General features: G+C 66.8%; 31 protein-coding genes and 1 other RNA gene. 18 read left to right on the top strand and 14 right to left on the bottom strand.

Annotation, left to right across the window (positions count from 1 at the left end; translation table 11 throughout):
* Positions 1–137 precede the first annotated feature (137 nt).
* Positions 138–950, top strand: a complete 813-nt coding sequence (locus O2K97_RS05355) for a uracil-DNA glycosylase (protein WP_269220749.1) — start codon at positions 138–140, stop codon at positions 948–950.
* 205 nt (positions 951–1155) lie between these two features.
* Positions 1156–2724 (top strand): lytic transglycosylase domain-containing protein, encoded by a 1569-nt coding sequence (locus O2K97_RS05350; protein ID WP_269220748.1) that lies wholly within the window; start codon positions 1156–1158, stop codon positions 2722–2724.
* Between the two features lie 4 nt (positions 2725–2728).
* Here O2K97_RS05350 and O2K97_RS05345 read toward each other — a convergent pair whose 3' ends face one another.
* Both O2K97_RS05345 and O2K97_RS05340 read right to left on the bottom strand, forming a co-directional pair.
* A complete protein-coding gene (locus O2K97_RS05345) occupies positions 2729–2866 on the bottom strand; it encodes a hypothetical protein (RefSeq protein ID WP_157004422.1) in 138 nt (45 codons plus the stop codon).
* 29 nt (positions 2867–2895) lie between these two features.
* On the bottom strand, positions 2896–3564 hold the full coding sequence (locus tag O2K97_RS05340; RefSeq protein WP_269220747.1) for a glutathione S-transferase family protein: 669 nt from the start codon (positions 3562–3564) through the stop codon (positions 2896–2898).
* 187 nt (positions 3565–3751) lie between these two features.
* Between O2K97_RS05340 and purB the strand changes: the two genes are divergently transcribed.
* The 3 genes from purB to O2K97_RS05325 all read left to right on the top strand — a co-directional run bounded on the left by purB (position 3752) and on the right by O2K97_RS05325 (position 6346).
* Complete coding sequence (purB, locus tag O2K97_RS05335; RefSeq protein ID WP_205682778.1) at positions 3752–5053, top strand: adenylosuccinate lyase; 1302 nt, start codon at positions 3752–3754, stop codon at positions 5051–5053.
* The gene (locus O2K97_RS05330) at positions 5050–5562 is read left to right on the top strand and encodes a DNA-deoxyinosine glycosylase (RefSeq protein ID WP_419466085.1); all 513 of its coding nucleotides are present in this window, start codon (positions 5050–5052) and stop codon (positions 5560–5562) included. The genes purB and O2K97_RS05330 overlap by 4 nt, the downstream gene beginning before the upstream one ends.
* Before the next feature lie 151 nt (positions 5563–5713).
* Positions 5714–6346 (top strand): fasciclin domain-containing protein, encoded by a 633-nt coding sequence (locus tag O2K97_RS05325; protein ID WP_269220746.1) that lies wholly within the window; start codon positions 5714–5716, stop codon positions 6344–6346.
* A 184-nt stretch (positions 6347–6530) separates the two neighbouring features.
* On the opposite strand, the gene O2K97_RS05320 is transcribed toward O2K97_RS05325, so the two are convergent.
* Entirely contained in the window at positions 6531–6854 is a 324-nt protein-coding gene (locus O2K97_RS05320; protein WP_039244540.1) for a DUF1476 domain-containing protein, read from the bottom strand.
* A gap of 289 nt (positions 6855–7143) precedes the next feature.
* Here O2K97_RS05320 and purC point away from each other — a divergent pair, with 289 nt between their 5' ends.
* From purC to purQ, 5 genes are all read left to right on the top strand, one after another.
* Positions 7144–7902, top strand: a complete 759-nt coding sequence (gene purC, locus O2K97_RS05315; RefSeq protein WP_017504770.1) for a phosphoribosylaminoimidazolesuccinocarboxamide synthase — start codon at positions 7144–7146, stop codon at positions 7900–7902.
* Positions 7902–8153 carry a phosphoribosylformylglycinamidine synthase subunit PurS gene (gene purS, locus O2K97_RS05310; protein ID WP_055805975.1) on the top strand — a complete coding sequence of 84 codons (252 nt, stop codon included), beginning with the start codon at positions 7902–7904 and terminating at the stop codon, positions 8151–8153. The genes purC and purS overlap by 1 nt, the downstream gene beginning before the upstream one ends.
* A 95-nt stretch (positions 8154–8248) precedes the next feature.
* Positions 8249–8728 (top strand): YbhB/YbcL family Raf kinase inhibitor-like protein, encoded by a 480-nt coding sequence (locus tag O2K97_RS05305; RefSeq protein WP_269220745.1) that lies wholly within the window; start codon positions 8249–8251, stop codon positions 8726–8728.
* 60 nt (positions 8729–8788) lie between these two features.
* Positions 8789–9991 carry an MFS transporter gene (locus O2K97_RS05300; protein WP_269220744.1) on the top strand — a complete coding sequence of 401 codons (1203 nt, stop codon included), beginning with the start codon at positions 8789–8791 and terminating at the stop codon, positions 9989–9991.
* A gap of 33 nt (positions 9992–10024) precedes the next feature.
* Positions 10025–10687, top strand: a complete 663-nt coding sequence (gene purQ, locus O2K97_RS05295; protein WP_269220743.1) for a phosphoribosylformylglycinamidine synthase subunit PurQ — start codon at positions 10025–10027, stop codon at positions 10685–10687.
* On the opposite strand, the gene O2K97_RS05290 is transcribed toward purQ, so the two are convergent.
* Together O2K97_RS05290 and O2K97_RS05285 are read right to left on the bottom strand one after the other, a co-directional pair.
* Complete coding sequence (locus O2K97_RS05290) at positions 10688–10912, bottom strand: hypothetical protein (RefSeq protein ID WP_269220742.1); 225 nt, start codon at positions 10910–10912, stop codon at positions 10688–10690.
* 56 nt (positions 10913–10968) lie between these two features.
* Positions 10969–11388: a hypothetical protein gene (locus O2K97_RS05285; RefSeq protein ID WP_269220741.1), complete on the bottom strand. Its 420-nt coding sequence runs from the start codon at positions 11386–11388 to the stop codon at positions 10969–10971.
* 75 nt (positions 11389–11463) lie between these two features.
* On the opposite strand from O2K97_RS05285, the gene O2K97_RS05280 reads away from it, so the two are divergent.
* A complete protein-coding gene (locus O2K97_RS05280) occupies positions 11464–12261 on the top strand; it encodes a hypothetical protein (protein ID WP_269220740.1) in 798 nt (265 codons plus the stop codon).
* Between the two features lie 3 nt (positions 12262–12264).
* Here the strand turns inward: O2K97_RS05280 and O2K97_RS05275 are convergent, their stop codons facing one another.
* Both O2K97_RS05275 and O2K97_RS05270 read right to left on the bottom strand, forming a co-directional pair.
* The gene (locus tag O2K97_RS05275) at positions 12265–12510 is read right to left on the bottom strand and encodes a Tat pathway signal protein (RefSeq protein ID WP_269220739.1); all 246 of its coding nucleotides are present in this window, start codon (positions 12508–12510) and stop codon (positions 12265–12267) included.
* Positions 12507–12647, bottom strand: a complete 141-nt coding sequence (locus tag O2K97_RS05270) for a hypothetical protein (protein ID WP_269220738.1) — start codon at positions 12645–12647, stop codon at positions 12507–12509. The genes O2K97_RS05275 and O2K97_RS05270 overlap by 4 nt, the downstream gene beginning before the upstream one ends.
* A gap of 110 nt (positions 12648–12757) precedes the next feature.
* Here O2K97_RS05270 and purL point away from each other — a divergent pair, with 110 nt between their 5' ends.
* The 6 genes from purL to O2K97_RS05240 all read left to right on the top strand — a co-directional run bounded on the left by purL (position 12758) and on the right by O2K97_RS05240 (position 20160).
* Complete coding sequence (purL, locus tag O2K97_RS05265) at positions 12758–14986, top strand: phosphoribosylformylglycinamidine synthase subunit PurL (RefSeq protein WP_269220737.1); 2229 nt, start codon at positions 12758–12760, stop codon at positions 14984–14986.
* Positions 14983–15432, top strand: coding sequence for a DUF305 domain-containing protein (locus O2K97_RS05260; RefSeq protein ID WP_269220736.1), 450 nt, complete (start codon positions 14983–14985; stop codon positions 15430–15432). Before purL ends, O2K97_RS05260 begins: the two co-directional genes overlap by 4 nt.
* A gap of 2 nt (positions 15433–15434) precedes the next feature.
* On the top strand, positions 15435–15896 hold the full coding sequence (locus O2K97_RS05255; RefSeq protein WP_269220735.1) for a hypothetical protein: 462 nt from the start codon (positions 15435–15437) through the stop codon (positions 15894–15896).
* Between the two features lie 94 nt (positions 15897–15990).
* The gene (locus O2K97_RS05250; protein WP_269220734.1) at positions 15991–17382 is read left to right on the top strand and encodes a cytochrome P450; all 1392 of its coding nucleotides are present in this window, start codon (positions 15991–15993) and stop codon (positions 17380–17382) included.
* Positions 17383–17454: 72 nt separating this feature from the next.
* Positions 17455–18567, top strand: a complete 1113-nt coding sequence (locus tag O2K97_RS05245; RefSeq protein WP_269220733.1) for a glycosyltransferase family 4 protein — start codon at positions 17455–17457, stop codon at positions 18565–18567.
* A gap of 27 nt (positions 18568–18594) precedes the next feature.
* Complete coding sequence (locus O2K97_RS05240) at positions 18595–20160, top strand: alkaline phosphatase D family protein (protein ID WP_269220732.1); 1566 nt, start codon at positions 18595–18597, stop codon at positions 20158–20160.
* Between the two features lie 15 nt (positions 20161–20175).
* Here the strand turns inward: O2K97_RS05240 and O2K97_RS05235 are convergent, their stop codons facing one another.
* From O2K97_RS05235 to O2K97_RS05205, 7 genes are all read right to left on the bottom strand, one after another.
* Positions 20176–20997, bottom strand: a complete 822-nt coding sequence (locus O2K97_RS05235) for a TIGR00282 family metallophosphoesterase (RefSeq protein ID WP_269220731.1) — start codon at positions 20995–20997, stop codon at positions 20176–20178.
* Positions 20994–21404, bottom strand: coding sequence for a tRNA(fMet)-specific endonuclease VapC (gene vapC / locus O2K97_RS05230; protein ID WP_269220730.1), 411 nt, complete (start codon positions 21402–21404; stop codon positions 20994–20996). The genes O2K97_RS05235 and vapC overlap by 4 nt, the downstream gene beginning before the upstream one ends.
* Positions 21404–21685: a type II toxin-antitoxin system VapB family antitoxin gene (gene vapB / locus O2K97_RS05225; protein WP_269220729.1), complete on the bottom strand. Its 282-nt coding sequence runs from the start codon at positions 21683–21685 to the stop codon at positions 21404–21406. The genes vapC and vapB overlap by 1 nt, the downstream gene beginning before the upstream one ends.
* The gene (locus tag O2K97_RS05220) at positions 21685–22254 is read right to left on the bottom strand and encodes a 5-formyltetrahydrofolate cyclo-ligase (protein WP_269220728.1); all 570 of its coding nucleotides are present in this window, start codon (positions 22252–22254) and stop codon (positions 21685–21687) included. The genes vapB and O2K97_RS05220 overlap by 1 nt, the downstream gene beginning before the upstream one ends.
* A gap of 48 nt (positions 22255–22302) precedes the next feature.
* A non-coding RNA gene (ssrS, locus tag O2K97_RS05215) (6S RNA) lies at positions 22303–22463 on the bottom strand.
* Positions 22464–22526: 63 nt separating this feature from the next.
* Complete coding sequence (locus tag O2K97_RS05210) at positions 22527–22850, bottom strand: cell division protein ZapA (protein WP_269220727.1); 324 nt, start codon at positions 22848–22850, stop codon at positions 22527–22529.
* On the bottom strand, positions 22850–23098 hold the full coding sequence (locus tag O2K97_RS05205; RefSeq protein WP_269220726.1) for a hypothetical protein: 249 nt from the start codon (positions 23096–23098) through the stop codon (positions 22850–22852). Before O2K97_RS05205 ends, O2K97_RS05210 begins: the two co-directional genes overlap by 1 nt.
* 136 nt (positions 23099–23234) lie before the next feature.
* Here O2K97_RS05205 and tkt point away from each other — a divergent pair, with 136 nt between their 5' ends.
* The gene (tkt, locus tag O2K97_RS05200; protein ID WP_419466109.1) at positions 23235–25199 is read left to right on the top strand and encodes a transketolase; all 1965 of its coding nucleotides are present in this window, start codon (positions 23235–23237) and stop codon (positions 25197–25199) included.
* The last annotated feature ends 13 nt before the right edge of the window (positions 25200–25212 follow it).

Genomic DNA, 25212 nt, shown 5'->3' with positions numbered 1-25212 from the left:
TCCTGACGGGCGTTCTCCGCGCCGCCTTCGATGGCGTCTTCGGCCATGGTTTCCCCTGAATCCCGGTTATCTGTGTGGTTATGCCGCTTATCGGAAGGTGACGCGAGGGCGGTCAAGGCTTATCGGTGGTTCGAGACATGAACGCGCAACCCCATGACATCGCTGCAGTCGAAAGCCTGCTCGCCTTCTGGCGGGATGCGGGGGTCGACGCCTGCTATGGCGATGCGCCCGTCGATCACACCCACATCGCCCCGCCTCCGGCCGTCAAGGCGGTGCAGAGGGCGACGGCCTCGGTCGTCATGCCCCTGGCCGGCGTCAACGCCGATGACGCCCTCGCCGAGGCGCGGCGGCTGGCCGCCGGCGCCGCGACGCTTCAGGATCTGGCGGCGGCGGTTGCGGCGTTCGAGGGCTGTCCGCTGCGCGGCATGGGCGCGACGCAATCGGTGTTCGGACGCGGCAACCCCAACGCCTCGGTCCTGATCGTCGGCGAAGGCCCCGGCGCGGAAGAGGACCGGGCGGGCCAACCCTTCGTCGGCAAGGCCGGGCAGTTGCTGGACCGGATGCTGGCGGCGGCGGGCCTGACCGACAAGGTCTTCATCACCAACACGGTCTTCTGGCGTCCCCCCGGCAACCGCACCCCCAGCCCTCAGGAACAGGCGGTGTGCGCGCCCTTTGTCGAGCGCGCCTTCGCCCTGCTGAAGCCCAGGGCCGTGCTGCTGCTGGGCGCAGCCTCGGCCAAGTCGGTGCTCGGCGCCGAGGAAGGCATCATGAAGCTGCGCGGCAACTGGAAGGAATGGCGTCTGCTGGAAGGGGCGCTGTCGGCGCCCGTCATGCCGACCCTGCATCCCGCCTTCCTACTGCGTCAGCCACAAGCGAAACGGCAGGTGTGGGCGGACCTGCTTTCTCTGGCCGTTCGCCTTGAAACGGACTCGGTTGAAGAACAAGGGTAGTCGCGGCATGCTCGCATGCTGACGACCGATCGCCATACACGCGCCTGTATCCCATGCGCGTCGCCAACGAGGGGGCCGCCGCTTTATGTTCCTATTCCGCCGCGCGCTCCTCGCGCCGACGCTTGTTCTTGCGTTCTGCGCCGCCACGACGGCCGCGACCGCCGAGACGCCTTACGGATCAACCGCTGAAGCCGGCGCCGGTTCCGTGCGCCCCACCGCGCTGAGTTCCGCCGACAGACTGTCCTACACCACCGCCTTCGACGCCCTGCGCCGCGGCGACATCGAGACCGCTCGCACGGCGGCCCGTCAGGCGCAGGACCGTGTGCTGCTGGGTCAGGTCGAGTTTGAAAGCCTGTTCCATCCCGACCACGTCGCCACCTACGAAGAGCTGACGGCCTGGCTTGAGACCTATTCGGATCTGCCGTGCGCGGATCGCGTCTATACGCTGGCCCTGCGTCGTCGCCCCGATGGCGCGCCCGAGCCGGTGCGTCCCGGCGGTGTGATCGGCCGCACCTGGAACAGTCTGGTCACCGCCGTGTCCGGCGGAGGCGGAGTCACCGATCCGATGAAGGCGGCGCGCGTCGCCTACAACAACGACGACCTGACCGGCGCCTCGGCCCTGGGGCGCCAGATCGGCGACTGGTGGACGGTCGGCCTGGCGGAATGGCGTCTGGGCCAGTTCCACGAATCCTTCGCCGCTTTCGAACGCGTCGCCAACGATCCGACCGAGGACGCTTGGGTGCGCGCCGGCGCCGCCTTCTGGACCGCGCGCGCCGCCGCCCAGTCGGGTCGTCAGGATCGCGTCACCGACTATTTGCGCCTGTCGGCCCAGTGGCCTGCCACCTTCTATGGCCAGATCGCCCTGCGTCAGCTTGGAGAAGAGCCGACGATCGAGAACATGGGGCCCCGCCCCTATGAGGCCGAGCCCCGCCTGCGTCGCGCCGCCTATGTGCCCCAGAGCGCCGCCGTCGAACCGACCGCCCTGGAAGCCTTCGTCCAGGCTGACGCCCGCGCCAAGCGCACCGTCGCCTTCTATGAGGTCGGGCGCAACGCCGACGCCGAGACCGAGCTGCGATCCGGCCTGCGCACCGCCGTCGGCGATGCGGCCAAGATGTGGACCGCCCTGGCGCGCGCCATCCTGCCGATCAACACGTCGGCCGAAGCCAGCCGCATCGACGCGACCCGTTATCCGATGCCGGACCTGGCGCCCGAAGGCGGCTTCGTCATCGAGCGGGCGCTGGTGTACGCCCTGGCGCGCAAGGAAACCGACTTCAATCCGAACGCCCGCTCCAGCGTCGGCGCCTATGGGCTGATGCAGGTCATGCCGACGACGGCGGCCGAGATGACCGGCGATCGCACCTTCGTCTCGGACCCGACCAAGCTGCTGGTTCCGGCGGTCAACATGCGTCTGGGCCAGGCCTACATCAACAAGATGCTGGCCCTGCCGGCCTTCCAGGGCGATCTGCTGCGGGCCGTGGCCTCCTACAACGCCGGTCCTGGGCCGATGCTGTCGGCGGTCAGGAAGCTGGGCGCGGACGCCGATCCCCTGCTGCTGATCGAGACGATCGACGTGCCCCAGGCGCGCGACTACGTCGAAAAGGTCATGGCCAGCTACTGGATCTATCAGCGCCTGTTCGGCGGCCCGCTGAAGACGCTGGACGCCGTCGCATCGGGCGCGCGCGCTGTCCCGATGGCGCTGGATTACGTCGCCCCGCCGCCGCAGGCGGAGCCGGTCCTGATCGCCGAGACCACACCCATCGCCGGCGCGCGCTGACGTCTTAGAAGACCGCGAACAGTAGGCTGGCCCAAAACGCCGCCCCGACCAGGGCCGCAAGCCCATAGGCCATGACCGGATTGAGGCCGCGCGCAGCAGCTTGCGTCGGAGGGCTGGGCAGGATCGGGCTCGTCATCCCCATAGAGATAACAGCGTCCGTTTAACGCTGCGTCAGCCGGGATGGTTGTCGCGCGTTAAGCTCAGCGCGTCGGCTTCCCATTCAAGAAAGTGGGGATGGGCCAGCAAGGTCTCGGCATAGGCCCGGGCCGTGCCGTCGTCGCCGTGGGCGGCGAGGTCCAGCTGGAAATGGCGGATGCGGGCGGCGACCGGCGTGAAAAAGGCGTCCGGCACGGACCAGTCGCCGAACAGATACGGCCCGCTCGCGCCGAACCGCTCACGCAGGCTCCGCCACAGCTCGACGATCCGGCGCAAATCCTTGGCCAGTCTCGGATGGTCCGGTGCGGGCGCGCGACTAGGACCGACCATCCAGTGATCCGGGCCGGTGGAACAGGCCGTGCGCAAGGCGGTGAAGCCGCCATGCATCTCACACGCCGCCGAGCGCGCCAGCCAGCGCGCATGCGCGTCCGATGGCCAGAGACGGGCTTCCGGATAGCGTTCTGCCGCCCAGACGGCGATGGCCATCGAATCCCAGATCACCTCGCCCTCGACCTTGAGCACCGGGACGAGACCGGACGGCGAATACTCGCGGATGCGTTGATCGGTGTCGGGCTGGTTCAGCGGCACGATGATCTCGTCGAAGACCGCGCCACAATGTTTCAGCACCAGCCACGGCCGCAGCGACCACGTCGAATAGGCCTTGTCGCCGATCACCAGTTCCATCACGCGTCTCCTGTCGCCGCCATCAATGGCTCGTCGCCAGCTTCAGCACAACCACCGCCAAGGCGTCGCCCGCGATCCGAGCGGCGTGCGAGAAGCGCGCTGAATCCGGAACAGGGGCTGTCAAAGTCAGTCTCACGGCCCCGCCAAACCTTGACTCCGCGCCCCCCACGACCGACACGACCCGCCCATGATCACGCGCTACTCCCGCCCCGTCGCCGCCGCCATCTGGTCCCAGGACACCAAATACAAGATCTGGTTCGAGATCGAGGCCCACGCCGCCACGAAGATGGCCGAACTGGGCGTGATCCCCAAGGAATCGGCCGACGCCATCTGGGCCAAGGGCAAGGATGCGACCTTCGACGCCGACCGTATCGACGAGATCGAACGCACCACCAAGCACGACGTCATCGCCTTCCTGACCCACGTCGCCGAGATCGTCGGCGAGGAAGCGCGCTTCCTGCACCAGGGCATGACCTCTTCGGACGTGCTGGACACCTGTTTCGCGGTCCAGCTGGCGCGCTCTTCGGACCTGCTGATCGAGGGCGTCGATCGGGTTCTGGCCGCGCTGGAGACACGCGCCAAGGAGCATAAATACACCCCGACTGTGGGCCGTTCGCACGGCATCCACGCCGAGCCGGTGACCTTCGGCCTGAAGCTGGCCGGCTATCACGCCGAGTTCCAGCGCGCCAAACGCCGCCTGATCACCGCCAAGGAAGAGATCGCCACCTGCGCCATCTCGGGCGCCGTCGGCACCTTCGCCAATGTCGACCCGGCGGTCGAGCAATATGTCGCCGACCAGATGGGCCTGACCGTCGAGCCGGTCTCGACCCAGGTCATCCCACGCGACCGCCACGCCGCCTTCTTCGCCGCCCTGGGCGTCGTCGCCTCATCGGTCGAACGTCTCGCCGTCGAGATCCGCCACCTGCAACGCACAGAAGTCCTCGAAGCCGAGGAGTTCTTCGACAAAGGTCAAAAGGGCTCGTCGGCCATGCCGCACAAGCGCAACCCGATTCTGACCGAGAACCTGACCGGCCTGGCCCGTCTGGTCCGCTCGGCCGTGACGCCCGCCATGGAGAACGTGGCCCTGTGGCATGAGCGAGACATCAGCCACTCCTCGGTCGAGCGCGGCATCGGCCCGGACGCCACCATCCATCTGGACTTCGCCCTGCACCGTCTGGCCAATGTGGTCGAGCGACTGAACGTCTACCCGGAGAATATGCAGAAGAACATCGACCGCCTTGGTGGTCTGGTGCACTCGCAGCGGGTGATGCTGGCCCTGACCCAGGCCGGCGTTTCGCGCGAGGACGCCTATGCCGCCGTGCAGGAAAACGCCATGAAAGTCTGGCGCGGCGAAGGCGCCTTCCTGGACTTCCTGAAGGCCGACGACCGCGTCACCCTGCCCGCCGACCAGCTCGAAGCCCTGTTCGACCTCGGCTACCACACCAAGAACGTGGACGTGGTGTTCAAGCGGGTGTTTGGAGAGGGGTGACCCCCGCCCAGTTGGCAGATCGCCGCATCGGCTTTCCGCCCGTCGTCGATGCGGCCACACGCCTCTTGATCCTTGGCAGCCTGCCCGGCGACGCCTCGCTGAAGGCGGCGCAGTACTACGCCCATCCGCGCAACGCCTTCTGGCCGCTGATCGGCGGCGTGTTGGGCGAAGACCTTGCGGTCCTGCCCTACGAGCAGCGTCTCGACCGATTGAAGGCGCGCGGCGTCGGTCTATGGGACGTGATTGCTTCGGCGGAGCGGTCGGGCAGCCTAGATGCGGCGATCCGCTCACCGGAGGCGGCCGATTTGCGCGGACTGATCGGTGACTTGCCGGCGCTAAGGGCGGTCGCTTTCAATGGAAAGCTGGCAGCCAAGCTGGGGCGACGCATTATTGGCGACGTCGACGGTGTTCGCTGGATTGATCTGCCGTCGTCCAGTCCCGCTCATGCGGTGGGGATGACAATCAAAGCCAGCTCATGGAATTCGTTGACAGATATCGTCTCGACATAAGTCTTTCGCTGCAAAGCAGCAAAAGAAACTGCGCATAGTGATTGAATGGTCAAGCTGCGATAACTTGTCGCGCGACACGCATCCATTGTTCGGTCTGACGCGTAACGTTCCTGTTACCGCCTTGAGAGCGGCCCAAAGGGAACGAAACACAATGACAAATCTTCGCAATCTGATGCTCGTCGCCGTGTCCGGCGGCGCGCTGATGGCGCTGGGCGCCTGCAACAACAACGAACCAGCCGCCACGACCCCGGCCGAGTCCACCGCCATGGCTCCGGCTGAGGGCGCCGCTATGGCTCCAGCAACCGATCCCATGGTGGGCGGCGCAGCCATGAGCCCCAACGAGACCATCGTCGCCAACGCCTCCAAGGCCTCGAACCTCAGCACCCTGGTGTCCGCCGTTCAGGCCGCCGGCCTGGTCGAGACGCTGCAGGGTCCCGGTCCGTTCACGGTCTTCGCCCCTGACAACGCCGCCTTCGCGAAAATCCCCGAGGCGACCCGCACCAGCCTGATGCAGCCGGCGATGAAGGCGGATCTGACCAAGATTCTGACCTATCACGTCGTGCCCGGTCGCCTGACGGCCGCCGATATCGCCGCACAAGCCCAGGCGAACGGCGGAACCGCCACGCTGAAGACGGTTCAGGGTGAAGAACTGAAGGTTTCGGCCGGCCCGAACAACACCTGGGTCATCACCGACGCCAAGGGCGGCAAGTCCACGATCACGCAGGCCGACGTGGGCCAATCGAACGGTGTCGTCCACGTCGTCGACACGGTTCTGATGCCGTAAAAAATATTTGGTTTCGGGCGGCGACGCCTGAAACCAAATCTTGTCCCCTGTGTTCTTCAGGGGCGCGAGACGCACAGTACGCCGGGTGAGACATCCCCCAACGTCCCCGGCAAGAAGAAAGGGCCGCACTTTCCCCCGGGTGCGGCCCTTTCGAATTCTCAGATCAGTCCAAAGACCGAGGCGATCACTCGCCGGCGCGGATCTGCTCGCGGGCGATCGAGGCCAGCTCGTCGATCTTGGAGCGAATCTCCCCCTCCGACACAGACAGGCCCGAGGCCTTGAAGTCGCCGGCGACCTTGCGGAACACGTCCTCGTCGCCCGGCTGCTCGAAATCGGCGCGCACCACGGCGGCGGCATATTGGTCCGCGCTTTCGCTCGACAGCCCCATCTTTTCCGCAGCCCAAAGGCCCAGCATCCGGTTGCGCCGGGCGATGGCCTTGAACTCCTGCTCCTGATCGAGGGCGTATTTGGCTTCGAAGGCCTTTTCCCGATCGTCGAAGGTCGTCATTTCGCTCAGCAAAGCTCCGTCCACCCCGCTAACGTCGGGGCAAGCGCCGTCTATAGACCGCCCGACCGTGAACGCAACCTGACTTCAGTCGCATGGACATCCTGTCCCCAATGATTGCGGCGCCGGCCATCCTCATTTGTGTCGCGGGCCGCCTTCGTCTAAGGAGACCGCGAACGAGATTGACTGCCCGAACGATTCCGAAACGCGCCGCCAGGACCGGGTCTTCCCCCTCCCCATATGGCCGCGCGATTTTTGTTTCTGGAGGGCGCCCGTAAGCCGGGACCGGACCATGAACAGCAAGCGCAAGAAGATCTACGAGGGCAAGGCCAAGATCCTGTACGAAGGACCCGAGCCCGGCACCCTGATCCAGTATTTCAAGGACGACGCCACCGCCTTCAACGCTCAGAAGAAGGCCGTTCTCGAAGGCAAGGGCGTGGTGAACAACCAGATCAGCGAGTTCATCATGTCGCGCCTGAACGGCATCGGCGTGACCAACCACTTCATCAAGCGCCTAAACCTGCGCGAGCAGCTGATCCGCGAAGTCGAGATCATTCCGCTGGAGGTCGTGTGCCGCAACATCGTCGCCGGCTCGATGAGCCAGCGCCTGGGCATCGAGGAAGGCACGCCCCTGCCCCGCTCGATCATCGAATTCTACTACAAGAAGGATGAGCTCAACGACCCGATGGTTACCGAAGAGCACATCACCGCCTTCAACTGGGCCTCGACCCAGGAGCTGGACGACATGCTGGCGATGACGGTGCGGGTGAACGACTATCTGTCGGGCATGTTCAGCGCCGTCGGCATCACCCTGGTGGACTTCAAGATCGAGTTCGGCCGGGTGTGGGAAAACGACTTCAGCCGCGTGCTGCTCGCCGACGAGATCAGCCCCGACAGCTGCCGCCTGTGGGACACGGCCTCGGGTGAGAAGCTGGACAAGGATCGCTTCCGCCGCGACCTGGGCGACGTCATCGAGAGCTATACCGAAGTCGCGCGTCGCCTGGGCATCATGAAGGGCATGCCGACGGTGATTCAGGGAGGTCTGCACTGATGGCCCCAACCGCTTCAAGCAAGGTCAAGGTTCACGTCTTCCTCAAGCCCGGCGTCTTGGACGTTCAGGGCAAGGCCGTCGAAGGCGCCCTGCAGGGTCTGGGTTGGTCGGGCGTCTCAAACGCCCGCGTCGGCAAGCTGATCGAGTTCGACCTCGCCGGCGCCGAAGACCCGCAGGGCGAAGCCAAGAAGATGTGCGAGCAGCTGCTCGCCAACACGGTGATCGAAAGCTACCGCATCGAGGCGGCGTAAATCTGCTGTCTCCTTTCCCATGTCGCGGGAAGGAGACAGTTGCATCCTTCGGCATCGACGCCAGTTTAGCAGACGGCTTGATTGACGGAGCGCCCATGACCTTTACCCTCACCTCCACCAACATCCAGGACGGCGGCGTGCTGCCGGACGCTCAGGTTCACGCCAAGGGCAACACCTCGCCGCAACTCTCCTGGTCCGGCGCGCCGGAGGGGACCAAGAGCTATGCCATCACCTGCTATGATCCCGATGCGCCGACCGGCTCGGGCTTCTGGCATTGGACAGTGGCCAATATTCCGGCGGATGTGACCGAGCTGTCGGCCGGCGCCGGCTCGCCGGGCGGGCATCTGCCGCATACCGCCGTCCAGGGCCGCACCGACTATGGCCAGCCCGGCTTCGGCGGCGCCGCCCCCCCGCCCGGCCATGGGCCGCACCGCTACATCTTCACCGTCTTCGCCGTGGATGTGGAGAGCCTGGAGGTCACGGCCGACGATTCCGGCGCCGTGTTCGGCTTCAACCTGCACTTCCACACCCTGGCCAGGGCGTCGCTCACCGCGACCTACGAAAACAAAGCGTGATCGATGCGGGGCGGCGTCGCCCTTGTGGCGTCATGAACGCTGATTAGTGTGCAGCGCAACATGACAGACGCCGCTCTAGACACTGCCCTTCCCGTCCGCTCGCGCGGGGCGGTCGCCCTCGTGCTGATCGCCTTGGCCATGGGCGGGTTCGCGATCGGCGTGACCGAGTTCGCGGCCATGAGCGTCCTGCCGGACTTCGCCGCCGGGCTTGGCGTGGATGCGCCAACGGCGGGCCATGTCATCAGCGCCTATGCCGCTGGCGTCGTGGTCGGCGCGCCGATCCTGGCGGTTTTGGGCGCACGGTATCCGCGCTGGTTGCTTTTGATCGCCTTCATGGCCCTGTTCGCCATTGGAAATGTGGCCAGCGCCCTGGCCCCGACCTATCACTGGATGCTGGTGTTCCGTTTCTTAAGCGGCCTGCCGCACGGGGCCTATTTCGGCGTGGCGGCCCTGGTCGCGGCCTCCATCGTGCCGCTGCATTTCCGCACGCGCGCGGTTTCGACCATCCTGATGGGGCTGACGGTCGGGACCGTTCTGGGCGTGCCCGTCGTCAACATCATCAGCCACGCGCACGGCTGGCGCTGGACCTTCGCCATCGTCGGCATGCTGGCCGTCGTCACCATGGCCCTGGTCGCCCTGTTCGCCCCGCGCGATCCGGCCCACCCCGACGCCAGTCCCTGGCGCGAGTTGGGCGCCCTGAAGCGCAGCCAGGTCTGGCTGACGCTGGGCGTCGGCGCCATCGGCTTTGGCGGCATGTTCGCGGTCTACGCCTATCTCGCCTCGACCTTGCAGTCCGTCACAGGCATCGGCCCAGCCCTGATGCCGTGGGTCTTCGCCGTGTTCGGCATCGGCATGTTCGTCGGCAACATCCTGGGGGCCTGGGCAGCGGATCATCTGGGATTCAAGGCGGCCGGCGGCCTGTTGCTATGGAGTGCAGCGGCGCTGGCCCTCTATCCGCTGGCGGCGCCGCAGCTGTGGGCCGTGATGGTCGTGGTCTTCCTGATCGGCGGCGGAGGCGGTCTGGGTTCGATCCTGCAGACACGGCTGATGGACGTCGCCGGCGACGCTCAGACCCTGGCGGCGGCGCTGAATCACTCGGCGTTCAACACGGCCAACGCCATCGGCCCGCTACTGGGCGGAATGGCGATCGCGGCCGGCTATGGCTGGGCCTCGACCGGCTGGGTCGGCATGGGCCTGTCGTTCGGCGGATTCGTCATCTTCCTCATCGCCTGGCTGACCGGTCGGGCGCGCGCGACGGCCTGACAAGCCGAAAGAACCCTGCTAAAGGCCCGCGCCATGAGCGCAGCCGTCATCGTCTTCCCCGGTTCCAACTGTGATCGCGACTGCAAGGTCGCCGTCGAACGCTCGACCGGCGAGCCGGTCTCGATGGTGTGGCACGCCGAGACCGAACTGCCCCAGGGCCTCGATCTGATCGTCATTCCCGGCGGCTTCTCCTACGGCGACTATCTGCGCTGCGGCGCCATGGCGGCCCAGTCGCCGGTGATGCAGGCGGTCAAGAAGGCCGCGGACAACGGCGTCGCCGTGGTCGGCATCTGCAACGGCTTCCAGATCCTGTGCGAGGCCGGAATGCTGCCCGGCGCCCTGCTGCGAAACAAGGGTTTGAAATACGTCTGCAAGCCCATCGCCCTGACCGTCGCCAACGGCCAGACCCGCTTCACCGCCGGCTATCAGGGCCAGCGCGCAGTGACGATGACTCAGGGCAACGGCGACGGAAACTTCTTCGCCGACGCCGAAGCCCTTGCCCGGATCGAGGGCGAGGGTCAGGTGGTCTTCCGCTACGTCGACAATCCCAACGGCTCGGTCAACGACATCGCCGGCATCCAGAACGCGCGTGGCAACGTCCTGGGCATGATGCCCCACCCGGATCGCGCCTTCGAAGCCGAACTCGGCTCCGCCGACGGCGCGACCCTGTTTCAGAGCATCTACGCCGCCGCTTGATCAGTCGGCGTCGTCGACGCCCTGAACGGCCAGGCTCTCGTCCAGTTCGTCAGCGTCGGTCGATACGCCGTCTTCAGAGCCTTCGTCTTCGTCCGGCGTGACCACGCCGCCCGGTTCGCGCTGGGCGGCCAGTTCGCGGGCGCCGACGCCGAGGCCCTGTTCGATAGCGCGGTTGGCGGCGACTTCGTCTTCGAGCGAGGGCTGAGTGTTGTCGATATCGGCCATGATGGGCTCCTTGAGTATGGACTGCCCTGACAACCACGCGGTCGGGCCGATTGTTCCTAACGGCCGAAAAACGGTTCCAGACTGGCGCGGGACAGCGGGCGGAAGATCAGGAACTGACCGTCCACCGTCACCGTGACCTCATGCGCTTGCGGACGTTGCAGCAGGGCCGGGTCGTCCAGCGACACGGCGCGACCCGAGGCGATATCGCGCGCATCAAGGGCCGGCGTCGTCGGCCGCCTGTTTTCGTTAGCGAGAGCCGACAGGAAACGCCGCACCTCATTGGCTTGCTGCTGGGGCGTCAAGGCCGCGCGAACGCGAAACCAGGCCGTCTGGACCGAGGCCGGCAAAGGCGCTCCGGTTGTCTGCGCGGACGTCTGGTCGGCTGCGATAGAAGTCGAGATCAGCAGAGCGAACAGGCAGGCTTTCAGCGTCATGCCGGGCAGGATGAAGCCGCCCGCCGCCAATGCAAGCTTCACTTTTCTTGTTCGCCGCGGTGAACCTTCCGCCAAGGCGAGGCGTAAAGGTAAGACAAGCGTCGCACTGGAAATCGAATGTCATCCATAATTCGTCCCACGCCCCGCCAGCGCACCCGCCGTCTGGTCGTCCTGGCCGCCGCCCTGTTCGCGATCATCGTGCCCCTGGTGCAGAACCTGGCGGGCCTGGGCCTGAACCAGGCCGAGTTCGCCGCCGACGGCGCCGGCACTCTGCGCGTTGCGGGCTACGCCTTCTCGATCTGGGGCCTGATCTATGTCGGTATTCTGGCCTATGCGATCCGTCAGGCCCTGCCGCAGACGGGCGAAAGCTCGCTGCTGGGCCGGATGGGCCTGCCGTCCGCCGTCGCCTTTTTCGGCATCGGCTTCTGGATCATCGTGGCGGCCCTGAACCTTAAGGCCGCCAGCGTGGGCGTGATCTTCGCCTCGCTAATCGCGTTGTTGCTGCCGATGCTGGCCGTATCCGGCCACATCCGCGCGCTGCCGATATTCGATCGTGAGCGCATCCTGCTGGTCTGGCCGCTGGCGGCCCTGGCGGGCTGGCTGACGGTGGCTGCGCCGTTGAACCTGATCACGACGGCGACCGCGTTCAACGCCCTGCCCGCCGCCCTGTCGCCCAACCTCTGGGCCATCGTCGCCATCGTCGCCGTGACAGTCGTCGCCTTGGCGGTGACGGCGGTGCTGCGCACCCTCGCCTATCCGCTGCCGACGGCCTGGGGTCTTCTGGGCGCATTCGTCGCCGAGCAGGCGGACAAGCCGACCGTCGCCTTCACGGCCCTGGCCGGCGCGATCGTTCTGCTGATCGGCGGCCTGCTGCTGACCTTCCGCCTGCGACCGGGGGTCGAACGCGCTCGCTAAGCCTCAGGGTTTGTCGGTGACCGCGTCGTCCTGAGGCGCGTGGTCATCGGCGCCCACGTCGAAGGCGCCGGTTTCATCGAAGCCGACGCTGCCGACCCCGACGGCCGAACCGGTCAGCCGCTGACGACGGCTGGCCAGAGCCGCTTCAGGCGCCGCGGCATCCATCTCCGCCGTGGTTTCAAGATCATTTGAACGATCCATCTGCTGGCCCGAGGCCGGGGCAATGCGGTCGGTGTGGGGCTTGCTCACGCCTCGTCCTCCTCGGCGTCGTCGGCCTGTTTTTGAGCCCGTTCGGCCAGGGCGGAAGCGCCGGCGTCGTCGGCGGCGATCTCGGGCCGGTCGTCATCTTCGGGGGTGGCGGCGGGGTCGATGGGCGTGTCGGTCATGGCGGCTCCTTTGGCTGTCGACGGAATCAACCACCTGCGATGGACGATGTTCCCCGTTCTTGCGCCGCGCGGGCTGACATTCGGCCCATCTGCGGCTAGAAGCGCCGCCCATGAACGCTCCTGATAAGACCCCCCAGAAGTCGATGGCCGAACTGGCCGCCGAATACGGCCTGGCCCCCAGTGAATATCAGGTCGTCCTCGACCGGCTGGGGCGCGAGCCCAACAACGTCGAACTGGGCGTCTTCTCGGTCATGTGGTCCGAGCACTGCTCCTACAAGTCGTCCAAAATCCACCTAGGCAAGTTCCCCACGACTGGAGAGCGCGTCATCTGCGGGCCGGGCGAGAACGCCGGGGTGATCGACATCGACGACGGCGACGCCTGCATCTTCAAGATGGAGAGCCACAACCACCCGTCCTACATCGAACCTTATCAGGGTGCGGCGACAGGCGTGGGCGGCATCATGCGTGACGTCTTCACCATGGGCGCGCGCCCGGTGGCGCTGCTAAACGCCCTGCGTTTCGGCGATCCCAGCCATGAGAAGACCAGGCGTCTGGTCACCGGCGTGGTCGCGGGCATCGGCGGCTACGGCAACTGCGTCGGCGTGCCCACGGTCGCGGGCGAAACCAACTTCCATAAGGGTTACAACGGCAACATCCTGGTCAACGCCATGTGCGTGGGCCTGGCCCGCGCCGACGAGATCTATTATTCGGCCGCGCCGGAGGCCGGCCACGACGTGGTCTATTTCGGCTCTAAGACCGGTCGCGACGGCATCCACGGCGCCACCATGTCCTCGACCGAGTTCGACGACGAGTCTGAGGCCAAACGCCCCACGGTCCAGGTCGGCGACCCCTTCGCCGAAAAGCTGCTGATCGAGGCGACGCTGGAGCTGATGGCGTCCGGCGCCGTCGCCGCCATTCAGGACATGGGCGCGGCGGGCCTGACCTCCTCCTCCGTCGAAATGGCGGGCAAGGGCGGCGTCGGCATCGAACTGAACCTCAACAAGGTGCCCCAGCGCGAAACCGGCATGACGGCCTATGAGATGATGCTGTCGGAAAGCCAGGAGCGGATGCTGGCGGTGCTGAAGCCCGGCTATGAAGACGTCGGCTATCGCATCTTCCAGAAGTGGGGCCTGGACTTCGCCATCATCGGCAAGACCACCAACACCGGCCATCTGGTGCTGAAGCATCACGACGAGACCGTCTGCGACGTGCCGCTGGCGCCCCTGTTCGACGACGCGCCCCTGTACGACCGCCCTTGGGTTCAGCCGGAGCTTCAGCCGAAACTGAACCACTCGGACATTCCCGCGCCTGAGAACTGGGCCGATGCGGTGATGAAAGTCGTCGCCTGCCCCGACATGGCGTCGAAGCGCTGGATCTGGGAACAGTACGACCGCCACGTCATGGCCGACACGCTGCAGGACTCCTCGACCGGCGCCGACGCCGGCGTGGTGCGCGTGCATGGCACGGACAAGGGTCTGGCCGTCACGTCGGACTGCACGCCCCGCTATGTCCAGAACGACCCCTATGAGGGCGGCAAACAGGCCGTGGCCGAGGCCTGGCGCAACCTGACCGCCGTCGGCAGCCGTCCGATCGCCATCACGGACAATCTGAACTTCGGCAATCCGCAACGCCCCGAGATCATGGGCCAGATCGTGCGCGCCATCGACGGCATGGCCGAGGCCTGCCGCGAACTGATGTTCCCGGTCGTGAGCGGAAACGTGTCGCTCTATAACGAGACCAACGGCGTCGCCATTCCGCCGACCCCGACCGTGGGCGCTGTCGGCCTGCTGCCCAACTACGACGTGGTGACGGGCTTCTCGACCATGGCCGAGGGCGATGCGCTGGTCCTGATCGGCCAGACCCAGGGCGAGCTGGGCGCCTCCATCTATCTGCGCGAGGTCCTGGGCCGCGAGGACGGCGCCCCGCCGCCCGTCGATCTGAAGCTTGAAAAGAAGACCGGTGATTTCGTGCGCGACCGGATCGAGGCGGGCGAGCTGACCGTGGTTCACGACCTCTCGGACGGCGGTCTGATTGGCGCGGCGGCCGATCTAGTGCTGGCTTCCGACGTCGGCGTGACCTTGGACGCCTCCAGCGCCGCCCACGCCCACATCTTCCTGTTCGCCGAGGACCAAGCCCGTTACCTGGTCGCCGTGCCTGACGCCGACGCCATGATCGCCAAGGCGCGCGAGGCGGGTCTGCACGCTTCGGTCGTCGGCCATGCGGGCGGCGCCGCCTTCGCCTCCAAGGGCGACAAGGGCGAACTGTTCAGCATACCCGTCGCCCATCTGCGCGAATGGCATGAAGGCTGGATGCCGGGTTGGCTGGGCGACGCGGCATGATCCGCGTCCTGACGCCGCTCGTGCTGCTCGGCCTGCTGAGCGCCTGTGACGGCGGCGGCGATCCGGTGCAGCAGGCGCTGCGCGACACCTCCGCCGCCAACCAGGCAGCGGCGGCGCGCACGACTGAACAGATGCAGGCCGCCGGTCATGCCGGTCACGCCATGGGCGGCGCTACGCCCGGCGTCACCCTTGGAGATCGGGCCTTCGCCGCCTCCGAGGCCGAGATGCACCGCAAGATGGCCGCCGCCTCGGGTCAGACGATCGACCAAGCCTATGTCGCCAAGATGATCGCCCACCACGAAGGCGCCGTCGCCATGGCCAAGGTCGCCCTGCGTGACAGCCGCGACCCCGAAATCCGACGCATGGCGCAGAGCGTCGTCGATACCCAGACGCGCGAGATCGCCCAGATGAAGGCCTGGGCGCCGACCGCCCCTCCGGTGAACTGAGATTGGCGAAGGGACCCTATCGCGGCGGCGAAAAGCCAGCGGGGCCCACCCGCACCAAGGCCGCGTCAGCTGGGCGGCCGTCTTCCAAGCCTTCGCAGATCACCAGAGACGAGCTGAAGCATTTCGCCTTTCGTGATCGCTCCAAAGAGGCGTTTCTGGACGAGCTCGATCCCCTGCTCCGCGCCTGTTTCAAGAGCGGCTTCACCCGGCCCAACGAGGTCGCCGGCCTGCTGAACAAGGCCAGCAAGAGCACCGCCTGCGGCCAGCCATGGACGCCTCACCTCGTCTGGGGTCTTCAACGCTTCCTTTTTGAACGGCGCGAAAAGAAGAGAGCGGCTCAAGCCGCTCCACCCGCAGCGACGGCTTCGAAACCTGCCGTCTCCAGCCAGCGCGCGAAAGACCTGGCTGCTGAAGATATGACGCGCTTGCTCGCCGCGATCGGCAGGGCGCGCCCGCCGCGTTGACGTCGCATTGATCCCGCATGAACGCAGGAGCCGGATGGCGCGTTTCAGGAGCGATGCGCCTGGCTGAACCGGCGACTTGAACAGGGAGCGTCTGATGGACGCGACGACCGCCGACACCATTTTCCGCCCTGCCATACCGCCCCGGCGCGCGGGCAAACCGCTGTCGCTGCTGCCGTTCCTGTGGATCAGTTGGCGCGATCCGATCCAGATGTGGTCCGAGCGGCATTTCACCGAGCCGCAACTGCATGGATCCTCAGCCTTCGGCGAAATCCTGGTGGTCAGCCATCCCGAGGGCGTGCGTCACGTCCTGACCGAGAACGCCGCCAACTATGTGAAGGGCGATCTGCAACGGCGGGTGCTGGGGCCTATGCTGGCTGAGGGCCTGCTGCTGACAGAGGGCGAGGTCTGGCGTCGTGCCCGGCGGATCCTCGCGCCCCTGTTCACCCCGGCCAAGATGGCCACGCTGAACGCCCGGATGGCCGAGGTCTGTCACGCGCGCGTGGCTGCCTGGTCGCTGTCGGCGCGCGGGCGGGTGCTGGATATCGACAGCGAAATGTCGGGCCTGACCTTCGACATCCTGTCGGCGACCATGTTCTCGGACGAGCTGGGCGGCGAGGCGCGTGGTTTCGAGCGGGCGCTGAACCAGTTTCTGGCCAATGGCGCGCGCATCGATCCGCTGGACGTGCTGGGCGCGCCGGACTGGGCCCCGCGCCTGGGCCGGCTGGCCAGTTTCCGCTCGGCCCGCTTCTTCGAGCAGCGCGTCACGAAGCTCGTCGAGGCCCGACGCGCCCGGATCGAGAGCGGCGACGCGCCGCCCGACGACCTGCTCAGCGCGCTTCTGCTGGCCAAAGGCGAGAACGGTGGTCCGGGCCTGACCGACGAAGAGGTCGCGGCCAACATTCTGACCTTCATCCTGGCGGGTCACGAGACGACGGCCCGCGCCCTGGGCTGGACCCTACATCTGCTGTCGCGCCAGCCGGAGCATCTGGCCCGGCTCCAGGCCGAGGCCGACACCTTCGACGTCTCCGATCCGAAATGGGCCGAGGCCCTGCCGTGGACCCGCGCCGTGCTGGAGGAGACGATGCGCCTGTTTCCGCCCGCGCCGACCATGGCCCGCAAGGCCCTGGCCGACGACGAGATCGGCGGCCAACCGATCAAGGCCGGCGCCACAGTCATCATCTCGCCGTGGATCCTCCAGCGCCACAGCCTCCTGTGGGACGACCCCGACGCCTTCCAGCCCGAGCGTTTCCTGCCCGAGAACCGCAAGGCCATTGATCGCTACGCCTACATTCCCTTCAGCGCCGGGCCGCGCGTCTGCATCGGCGCCGCCTTCGCCCTGCAGGAGGCGATGATCGCTCTGGCCGCCATCCTCCGCGTCGCCGATGTCGAGGCCCTGACCACCGTCGAGCCCCGTCCGGTCCACCAGGTCACCCTGCGCAGCCGCGAGCCGATGCGATTGCGGCTGAGGGCGCGGCGCAGAGTCTGACCAAGCGGCGCCGTCGCCGTTCCGCCACGAACCGTCTATAGGTCGCGCCATCCTTCCCCTTGGAGGTCGCCCTTGCGCACCGCCATCCTGCTCCCACCGGGCTGCCTGTTTTCCGAATCCCAGCCGAACTCGATGGAGACGGTCGTACGGACGATGGCGGGCGTCGATCAGGGCGGCGAGACGCGTATCTTCTGCTGCAGCGGCGCGGACGACGACCAAGCGCCGGGCGTGGACGCCCTGCCGGCGGGGCGCAGCCGCATGCCCACCCTGATCAAAAGGCTGCGCGCCTTTCGGCCCGATGTGATCGAACATCATCAGCAGGTGAAACAGGCGTTGGCGGTGCAGCAGGCCCTGCCCGACACCCCCCACCTGCTCTATCGCCACAACGCGCTTCGCCCGCCGCGCCATCCCATCGACCGCTGGCGGTATCGGGCGCGTTATGAGCGGCTGGATGGCCTGATCTTCGTCAGCGTGGCGGAGCGCGACGCCTTTGTGCGCACCTTCCCCGATCTTGACGACCGAGCCTTCGCGGTGCCCAACCCCATCGATGCCGGCGCCTGGCTGGCCTCGCCGGAGGATCGAGAGCCGATGATCGCCTTCGCCGGGCGCGCCATGCCGGAGAAAGGCGTCGATGTGTTGTGCGCGGCCCTGCCAGCTGTTCTGGACGCCCACCCCGACTGGCGCGCCGTGCTGATGCTGAACGACTGGGACGACCACGCGCGCTGGGCGGCCGGGCATGTCGCGCCGCTGGAGCGTTACGGCGACCGGGTCGAGGTGCTCAAGTCCGCGCCCTTGGGCGAGGTGCGGCGGCGAATGCAGACGGCGGCCATCGCCCTGACGCCGTCGGTCTGGGACGAGCCGTTCGGCCTGACGGCCGTGGAGGCCCATGCGGCGGGCGCAGCGCTCATCTCCTCCGGCCGGGGCGGCCTTCGCGAGGCCAGCGGCGATCACGCCCTCTATGTTGACGCCCTAACGCCTGCGACCTTGCGGTCAGCGATGGACCGTCTGATCCGCCACCCGGAGGAGCGCGTCGTCCTGGCCCGCGCAGGACAACGCTACGTCATGGATGTTCATACGCCGCAACGCCGCGCCGCCGAACTGGAGCAGGTTCGTCAGGTCGTGAGGGACCGACGCCGATCGACGGCTGAACATGCCGCTCGGAAATCTTTCACATCGCCGCGATAGAGCCGGCCTGAAGTCCGGGAGCCTTCGATGACGACACTCGCCCTCTCTCGCCGTTCGATGCTGGCCGCCTTCGGAGGAGGCCTCGCGCTGTCGCATACCGGCCCCGCCCTGGCCCAGGCCGTCTTCGACACCAACCCCTTCCGACTGGGCGTCACGGCCGGCGATCCTCTGCCCGACGGCTTCGTCATCTGGACGCGACTTGCGCCCAATCCCCTCGCCTATGGCTCCGGCATGCCCCGCGCGCCCGTCGCGGTAAAATGGGAGGTCGCCGCCGACCGAAGCTTCAACACCATCGTCCGTTCCGGCGAGGCGATCGCGCGACCAGAACTGGGCCACTCCGTCCACGTCGAGGTCGAAGGGCTGGAGCCGGCCCGCCCCTATTTCTATCGTTTCCAGTGCGGGACCGAGCGCAGCGGCGTCGGCCGCGCCAAGACCGCGCCCCTGGTCGGCGCCTCGCCGGCTTCCGTCCGCTTCGGCGTCGCCGGCTGCCAGGCCTATGAGCAGGGCTACTACACCGCCCACCGCAAGATGGCGGCGGAGGATCTCGATTTCATCTTCTGCTACGGCGACTACATCTACGAAAATCGGGGCGACCCGATCTATCAGTCGGCCGCAGGTCCGCTGGACATTACGCGCGTCCATCTTGGCGGAGAGGTCTACAGCCTCGACGACTATCGCCGCCGCTATTCCCAGTACACGATGGATGCTGACCTGCTGGCCTCGCGCGCCTCGGCGGCCTGGTTCTGCACCTATGACGACCACGAGGTCGACAACGATTGGGTCAGCGAAACAGACCAGGAAGGCTCTCCGCCAGAGGTCTTCCTGCTGCGGCGCGCCGCCGCCATGCAGGCCTTCTACGAGTTCATGCCGATGCGGAAGTCGGCCTTCCCGCGCGGCGCCGCCATGCAGGCCTATCGCCGGGCCCAGTACGGCGACCTGCTGGACATGGCCTTCCTCGACACCCGACAGTTCCGCACGGACCAGCCCTGCGGCGGCCGCTTCAACGTCACCTGCCCCGGCATAGAGGCCACGGCGGCTCAGGTGTTGGGCGACGCCCAGGAGGCCTGGCTGCTGACCAATCTGGATCGCTCGAAGGCCCGCTGGAAGGCCCTGGCCCAGCAGGTCATGATGATGGACCTGAACCGCAACACCTCAGGCGGCCAGGGGGTCAACACCGACAGCTGGGCCGGCTATCGCGTGCCCCGCAATCGCCTGCTGCGCCACATCCGCGACCGCCGCCTCGACAATGTGGTGGTCCTGACCGGCGACGAACATCAGAACTACGCAGGCGGCCTGTGGCTGGACGGCAGCCAGCCCGAAGGCGCCCCTATCGCGGTCGAGTTCGTCGGCACCTCGATCAGCTCGCGCGGCGACGGTTCGGATCGCGGGTCCGACTACGAGCCGTTCATGGCGGCCAATCCCCAGCTGAAGTTCCGAAACTCCCAGCGCGGCTACATGGTGTGCGAAGTGACGCCTAACCTCTGGACCACCCAGTTTAAAGTTCTGGACAAGGTGTCGGACCGCGACGGGACGCTCAGCCTGCGCCAGACCATGGTGATCGAGGCCGGCTCGAACACCCTTACAACCGCCTGAGCGGTCGGCGCCGGATCAGACGACCGGAATCGCCTGAGACAACCGCCCGCCGACCCGGATCGGCTCGACCCGCGTCGCCAGCCCCGTTCGGTCGTCGGTCTCGACGAAGACCCCGCATACCGTCGCCGGGCCGGAGGCGGGCATGTAGCGGCCGCCCGAAATCCGGGTGGTGAAGCGGCGTAGCGGCTCTTCCTTCTCGTTGCCGATCACGCTGTCGTAGTCGCAGCAGCCCCCGGCGTCGGTCTGATAGGCCGTGCCGCCGGGCAGGATCTGGCAGTCGGCAGTGGGCACATGGGTGTGGGTGCCGACCACCAGCGACGCGCGCCCGTCGCAAAAATGGCCCATCGCCATCTTCTCGGACGTGACCTCGGCATGCATGTCCACGATCACGGCGTCCGCCACCGCGCCCAGCGGCGCCGCGGCCAGCTCGCGCTCCACCGCCCCGAACGGATCGTCCATCGGGTCCATATGCACCCGGCCCAGCACGTTCATCACCAGGACCGTGCGGCCCGAATGGGTCTCGAACAGATTGGCCCCGGCGCCCGGCGCATCCATCAGGCGCGGATAGTTGGCCGGCCGGATCAGGCGCGGCTCGCGCACGATATAGGTCAGCGCCTCGCGCTGGTCCCAGCTGTGGTTGCCCAGCGTCAGGCAGTCGGCGCCCGCCATGAACAGCTCGCGCGCCGTGTTCTCGGTGATGCCGAAGCCGCCCGCGGCGTTCTCCGCATTCACCACCACGAAGTCGAGTTTCAGGTCCCGCTTAAGGCCCGGAAGATGATCGCTGATGCCGTCACGGCCGGCCTTGCCGATGACGTCGCCGAAGAAGGCCAGTCTCAAGTCTTACTCTCCGCCCAGTCCTGGCAACGCAGACCGGGAACGCGTTGGAACTCACCCAAGTTGCCTGTCAACAAGAGCAGGCCCCGACTGCGGGCGTGGCCTGCAATCAAGGTGTCGTGAGCGCCGATAGGGGTTCCGGCTCTCTTGAGAGAAGTCTTGATGTCGGCAGCGTGTGCAGCTGCCTCGTCATCGAAGTCCAGCAAGACCAGCCGTTGAACGAAATCCTCGACCTCGGCCTTGTGATGATCTGGTTTCGACGACAGGTTCGCGCCGTACAACAATTCCATCAACGCAATCGTCGAAATACAGAGACGATCGGCGCTCGACCGGAAGTGCGATCGCAGAACGCCCGAGCGATCTCTCAGCGCGCGAACGCACACGCTGGTGTCCAGCATGGTTTCAAGCATCAGTCGAACGAGATCACGGTGTCATCCACTGGATCGGCGGGCTCTTCGATGTCGATCCCAGGCTTGTCGAAGAAATCGTCCCAGACGGCGTTAGCGGGCAGCAGAAGAAGACCTTTGCCCTCCTTGATCACTCGCAACTCTTTGACATCATCGGGAAAAGCCACGGCCTTGGGCAACCGCACCGCTTGCGAACGGTTCGACTTGAACACAGTGGCTTTCAGAGCGCCTGACATGCTGAACATATCAGCCGAACGGGCGGATATGTCAATGACATATCCCATCACACCTCTTTGTAGCCCGCCTCCGTCAGAACGCCATGCAGTCGAATGTCGTGCGGCTCCAACGCCAGCCGCTCGACCCTTTGGCCGACGTAGGCGAAACCGATGCGGATGGCGTCGGGTCGCGCGGCGAAGGTCCGGTCATAATAGCCCCCGCCCTGCCCCAGGCGCCCGCCATGATCGTCAAAGGCCAGCAGCGGCGTCAGGATCAGGTCCGGCATGACGACTTCCGCCAGCGGCAGCGGCGCCGGGCATCCGGCGGCGTCCATCTCCAGCGGCTCGCCGGGCGACCAGGCGCGAAACTCCATCGGCGCGTCGCGCTGGACCACGACCGGCAGGCACAGTCGGCGGCCCGCCGCCTCCAGCGCCGCAGCCAAGGCGTCGGTGGCCAGCTCCGACCCCATGGCGCGATAGAGCGCGACGATTCGAGCGGCAGGAAGCGCATCGGCATGGTCCGCCGCCCGGCTGGCGGCCAGCGGGTCGGCCTCGGCCAGACGCTTGCGCAAGGCGCGGGCGGCCGATCGAAGTTCGTGCTTGTCCTGGATCATCGAACCGCCCCTACGCGTGCTCATGCAGGGAGCCGCCGCGCGGCGAGCGATAGCACATCACAGAGAGAGGGTGGCGGCGCCGCGCGAACCGTGAAGAACGTTTAAATCCTCTCGACCTGGGTAGCCAGGTGGGCTCCGTATGCCCAAGCCCTCGAGCCCGGACAGGGACAGATCCCGTAGAGTGAATTAAGGTCAGAAGGATATGTTGTCTTCGACGTGAGCCGCAGCAAGACCCGCCGTCGATCAAGATAGGCCTTCGCCGGCCCCGACGCCAGCATCCGCAGCGGAATAATCGTTTAGAGGTTCTGGGCGATCTTTTCGATCCGCGCGGCGACGGCGTTCAGCGCCTCGGCCACCCCGTCCGTCGAAGCCGCCGCCGGGGCGGTCGCTGACGAAGGCCCCGCCTTGCCGACGTTCAGCCGCGCCTCATGCAGTTCGTCGGCCAGGATCAGCGCGGACATCAGAAACAGCCGCAGATCGCCGACATGGCCCACGTCGCCTGCGACCTGGCGCACCTGGTTGTCGAACTGTTTGGCCAGGATGCGCACGCGCTCTTCCTGTCCGTCGGCGCAGCCCACCGCATAGGGGCGACCGTTGACCTCGACCGTCACCGTCGCCATCAGCCGGCCTCGCTTTCGGCCAGGACCTCGCGCACGGCCTGGGCGGCGCGGCCCAGCGCCTCGGACGCCTCACGCCCGGCGGCCTCCAGCTCGGCCACGCGCTGATCTGTGGCGCGCGGAGCGAACAGGTCGTCGTCCGCGATCGGAGGCGCCGAGGCGGGCCTCGCCTTCAGCTCCAGAATCTTGCGTTCCAGTTCGGCCAGGGCGCGATCAATACGCGCCCGTGCGGCCGTGGTGGCGTCTGCCATCGGTCGCTCCTTTAGATTCCGTATAGAAGCCGAGGACGCGCCGGGGTAAAGGGGCGCGCCCCCTTTTTCCGCCTTCCCAACAGAGGTCTCCACAGTGACCGACGCCAAAACCGCACCAAAGGCCACGCCCGAGCAGATGGCGAACGCCATTCGCGTCCTCGCCATGGACGGCGTCGAGAAGGCCAAGTCCGGCCACCCCGGCATGCCGATGGGCATGGCCGACGTCGCCACGGTGCTGTTTTCTCGCTTCCTGAAGTTCGACGCCTCCCGCCCCGACTGGGCCGACCGCGACCGCTTCATCCTGTCAGCCGGCCACGGCTCGATGCTGATCTACGCCCTGCTGCACCTGACCGGCTATAAGGGCGCGACGAAGGAAGAACTGTCCAACTTCCGTCAGTGGGGCTCCAAGACCGCCGGGCACCCGGAATACGGCCATATGCCGGGCGTCGAGGTCACGACCGGCCCGCTGGGTCAGGGCCTGGCCACTTCCGTCGGTTTCGCCATGGCCGAGCGCCATCTGGCGGCGAAGTATGGCGACGATCTGGTCGATCACCGCACCTGGGTCATCGCCGGCGACGGCTGCCTGATGGAAGGCGTGTCGCAGGAAGCCATCGCGCTTGCCGGCCGCTACAAGCTGAACAAGCTGCACGTCCTGTGGGACGACAACGAGATCACCATCGACGGCAAGGTCTCCCTGTCGGACACCACCGATCAGAAGGCTCGTTTCAAGGCCGCCGGATGGGCGGTCAAGGCGATCGACGGCCACGACATGAACGCCATCAAGGGCGCGATGAAGTGGGCCATGCGTCAGGACAAGCCCACCCTGATCGCCTGCAAGACCAAGATCGGCAAGGGCGCCGCCACGATGGAAGGCAGCCACAAGACCCACGGCGCGGCCCTGGGCGCCGCCGAGATCGCCGCCACGCGCCTGGGCCTGGCCTGGGATCACGATCCCTTCGAAATGCCCCAGACCATCGCCGACGCCTGGAAGAAGGTCGGCCGTCGCGGCGCCAAGGATCGCAAGAAGTGGGAGGCCCGCCTCGCCGCCTCGGCCCAGGCCGCCGACTTCACCCGCGCCATGAAGGGCGACCTGCCCGAGGCCGCCTTCGACGCCCTGAACGCCAAGATCGCCGAACTGGTCGAGACCCAGCCGGCCCAGGCGACGCGCCAGTCGTCGGGCGCGGCGCTCGACGAACTGTTCGCCGCCATTCCCGAACTGGTCGGCGGCTCGGCCGACCTGACCGGCTCGAACAACACCTTCGTCAAGGGCACGCCGATCCTGGATGCGCCGACCTATGAGGGCCGCTACGTCAACTGGGGCATCCGCGAGTTCGGCATGGCCGCGGCCATGAACGGTCTGGCCTTGCATGGCGGGGTCATCCCCTACGGCGGCACCTTCATGGTGTTTTCGGACTACAGCCGCCCGGCCATCCGCCTGGGCGCCCTGATGGGCGTGCGCGCCATCCACGTCCTGACGCACGACTCGATCGGCCTGGGCGAAGACGGCCCGACGCACCAGCCGGTGGAACATCTGGCGGCCCTGCGCGCCATTCCGAACCTGCTGGTCTTCCGCCCCGCCGACACCATCGAGGCGATGGAGTGCTGGCAGATCGCCCTGCAGACCAAGACCGCGCCGTCGGCCCTGGCGCTGTCGCGCCAGAAGACCCCGGCTGTCCGCACCGTCGCCTCGACCGAAAACCTGTCGGCCCAGAATCTCTGTGCAAAGGGCGCCTATGAGATCAAGGCCGCCAGTGGCGAGGCCAAGGCCACCCTGTTCGGCACCGGCACGGAACTGGCTCTGGCGCTGAAGGCCGCCGAGACGCTGGAAGCCGAAGGCGTAGCGACCCGCGTCGTCTCGGTCCCGTCGTTCGAACTGTTCGAACAGCAGGACGCCGCCTATCAGGCCTCGGTCATCGGCCGCGGCACGGTCCGCGTCGCCGTGGAAGCCGCGATCAAGCAAGGCTGGGAACGCTTCATCGGCGAAGACGGCGCCTTCATCGGCATGACCGGCTTCGGCGCCTCGGCCCCGGCCGAGGTTCTGTACGAGAAGTTCAACATCACCTCGGACGCCATCGTCGCGGCGGTCAAGGCGCGGCTGTAAGTCCCTGTCTCCT

The sequence above is a fragment of the Brevundimonas vesicularis genome, from assembly GCF_027105095.1.
GTDB lineage: Bacteria > Pseudomonadota > Alphaproteobacteria > Caulobacterales > Caulobacteraceae > Brevundimonas > Brevundimonas vesicularis_E.
This window is presented reverse-complemented; position numbering and strand designations above follow the sequence as displayed.

Coding starts and splice junctions, on each gene's coding strand:
- O2K97_RS05210 (WP_269220727.1), bottom strand. CDS start 22,850: ATGGCGACGGTGACGGTCGAGGTCAACGGTCGCCCCTATGCGGTGGGC.
- vapC (WP_269220730.1), bottom strand. CDS start 21,404: ATGCTTGAAACCATGCTGGACACCAGCGTGTGCGTTCGCGCGCTGAGA.
- O2K97_RS05220 (WP_269220728.1), bottom strand. CDS start 22,254: ATGAGCACGCGTAGGGGCGGTTCGATGATCCAGGACAAGCACGAACTT.
- tkt (WP_419466109.1), top strand. CDS start 23,235: ATGGCGAACGCCATTCGCGTCCTCGCCATGGACGGCGTCGAGAAGGCC.
- O2K97_RS05345 (WP_157004422.1), bottom strand. CDS start 2,866: ATGGGGATGACGAGCCCGATCCTGCCCAGCCCTCCGACGCAAGCTGCT.
- O2K97_RS05205 (WP_269220726.1), bottom strand. CDS start 23,098: ATGGCAGACGCCACCACGGCCGCACGGGCGCGTATTGATCGCGCCCTG.
- O2K97_RS05340 (WP_269220747.1), bottom strand. CDS start 3,564: ATGGAACTGGTGATCGGCGACAAGGCCTATTCGACGTGGTCGCTGCGG.
- O2K97_RS05305 (WP_269220745.1), top strand. CDS start 8,249: ATGACCTTTACCCTCACCTCCACCAACATCCAGGACGGCGGCGTGCTG.
- O2K97_RS05320 (WP_039244540.1), bottom strand. CDS start 6,854: ATGACGACCTTCGACGATCGGGAAAAGGCCTTCGAAGCCAAATACGCC.
- O2K97_RS05240 (WP_269220732.1), top strand. CDS start 18,595: ATGACGACACTCGCCCTCTCTCGCCGTTCGATGCTGGCCGCCTTCGGA.
- purQ (WP_269220743.1), top strand. CDS start 10,025: ATGAGCGCAGCCGTCATCGTCTTCCCCGGTTCCAACTGTGATCGCGAC.
- O2K97_RS05280 (WP_269220740.1), top strand. CDS start 11,464: ATGTCATCCATAATTCGTCCCACGCCCCGCCAGCGCACCCGCCGTCTG.
- O2K97_RS05325 (WP_269220746.1), top strand. CDS start 5,714: ATGACAAATCTTCGCAATCTGATGCTCGTCGCCGTGTCCGGCGGCGCG.
- O2K97_RS05300 (WP_269220744.1), top strand. CDS start 8,789: ATGACAGACGCCGCTCTAGACACTGCCCTTCCCGTCCGCTCGCGCGGG.
- O2K97_RS05290 (WP_269220742.1), bottom strand. CDS start 10,912: ATGGCCGATATCGACAACACTCAGCCCTCGCTCGAAGACGAAGTCGCC.
- O2K97_RS05270 (WP_269220738.1), bottom strand. CDS start 12,647: ATGACCGACACGCCCATCGACCCCGCCGCCACCCCCGAAGATGACGAC.
- O2K97_RS05260 (WP_269220736.1), top strand. CDS start 14,983: ATGATCCGCGTCCTGACGCCGCTCGTGCTGCTCGGCCTGCTGAGCGCC.
- purC (WP_017504770.1), top strand. CDS start 7,144: ATGAACAGCAAGCGCAAGAAGATCTACGAGGGCAAGGCCAAGATCCTG.
- O2K97_RS05355 (WP_269220749.1), top strand. CDS start 138: ATGAACGCGCAACCCCATGACATCGCTGCAGTCGAAAGCCTGCTCGCC.
- O2K97_RS05250 (WP_269220734.1), top strand. CDS start 15,991: ATGGACGCGACGACCGCCGACACCATTTTCCGCCCTGCCATACCGCCC.
- purB (WP_205682778.1), top strand. CDS start 3,752: ATGATCACGCGCTACTCCCGCCCCGTCGCCGCCGCCATCTGGTCCCAG.
- purS (WP_055805975.1), top strand. CDS start 7,902: ATGGCCCCAACCGCTTCAAGCAAGGTCAAGGTTCACGTCTTCCTCAAG.
- vapB (WP_269220729.1), bottom strand. CDS start 21,685: ATGGGATATGTCATTGACATATCCGCCCGTTCGGCTGATATGTTCAGC.
- purL (WP_269220737.1), top strand. CDS start 12,758: ATGAACGCTCCTGATAAGACCCCCCAGAAGTCGATGGCCGAACTGGCC.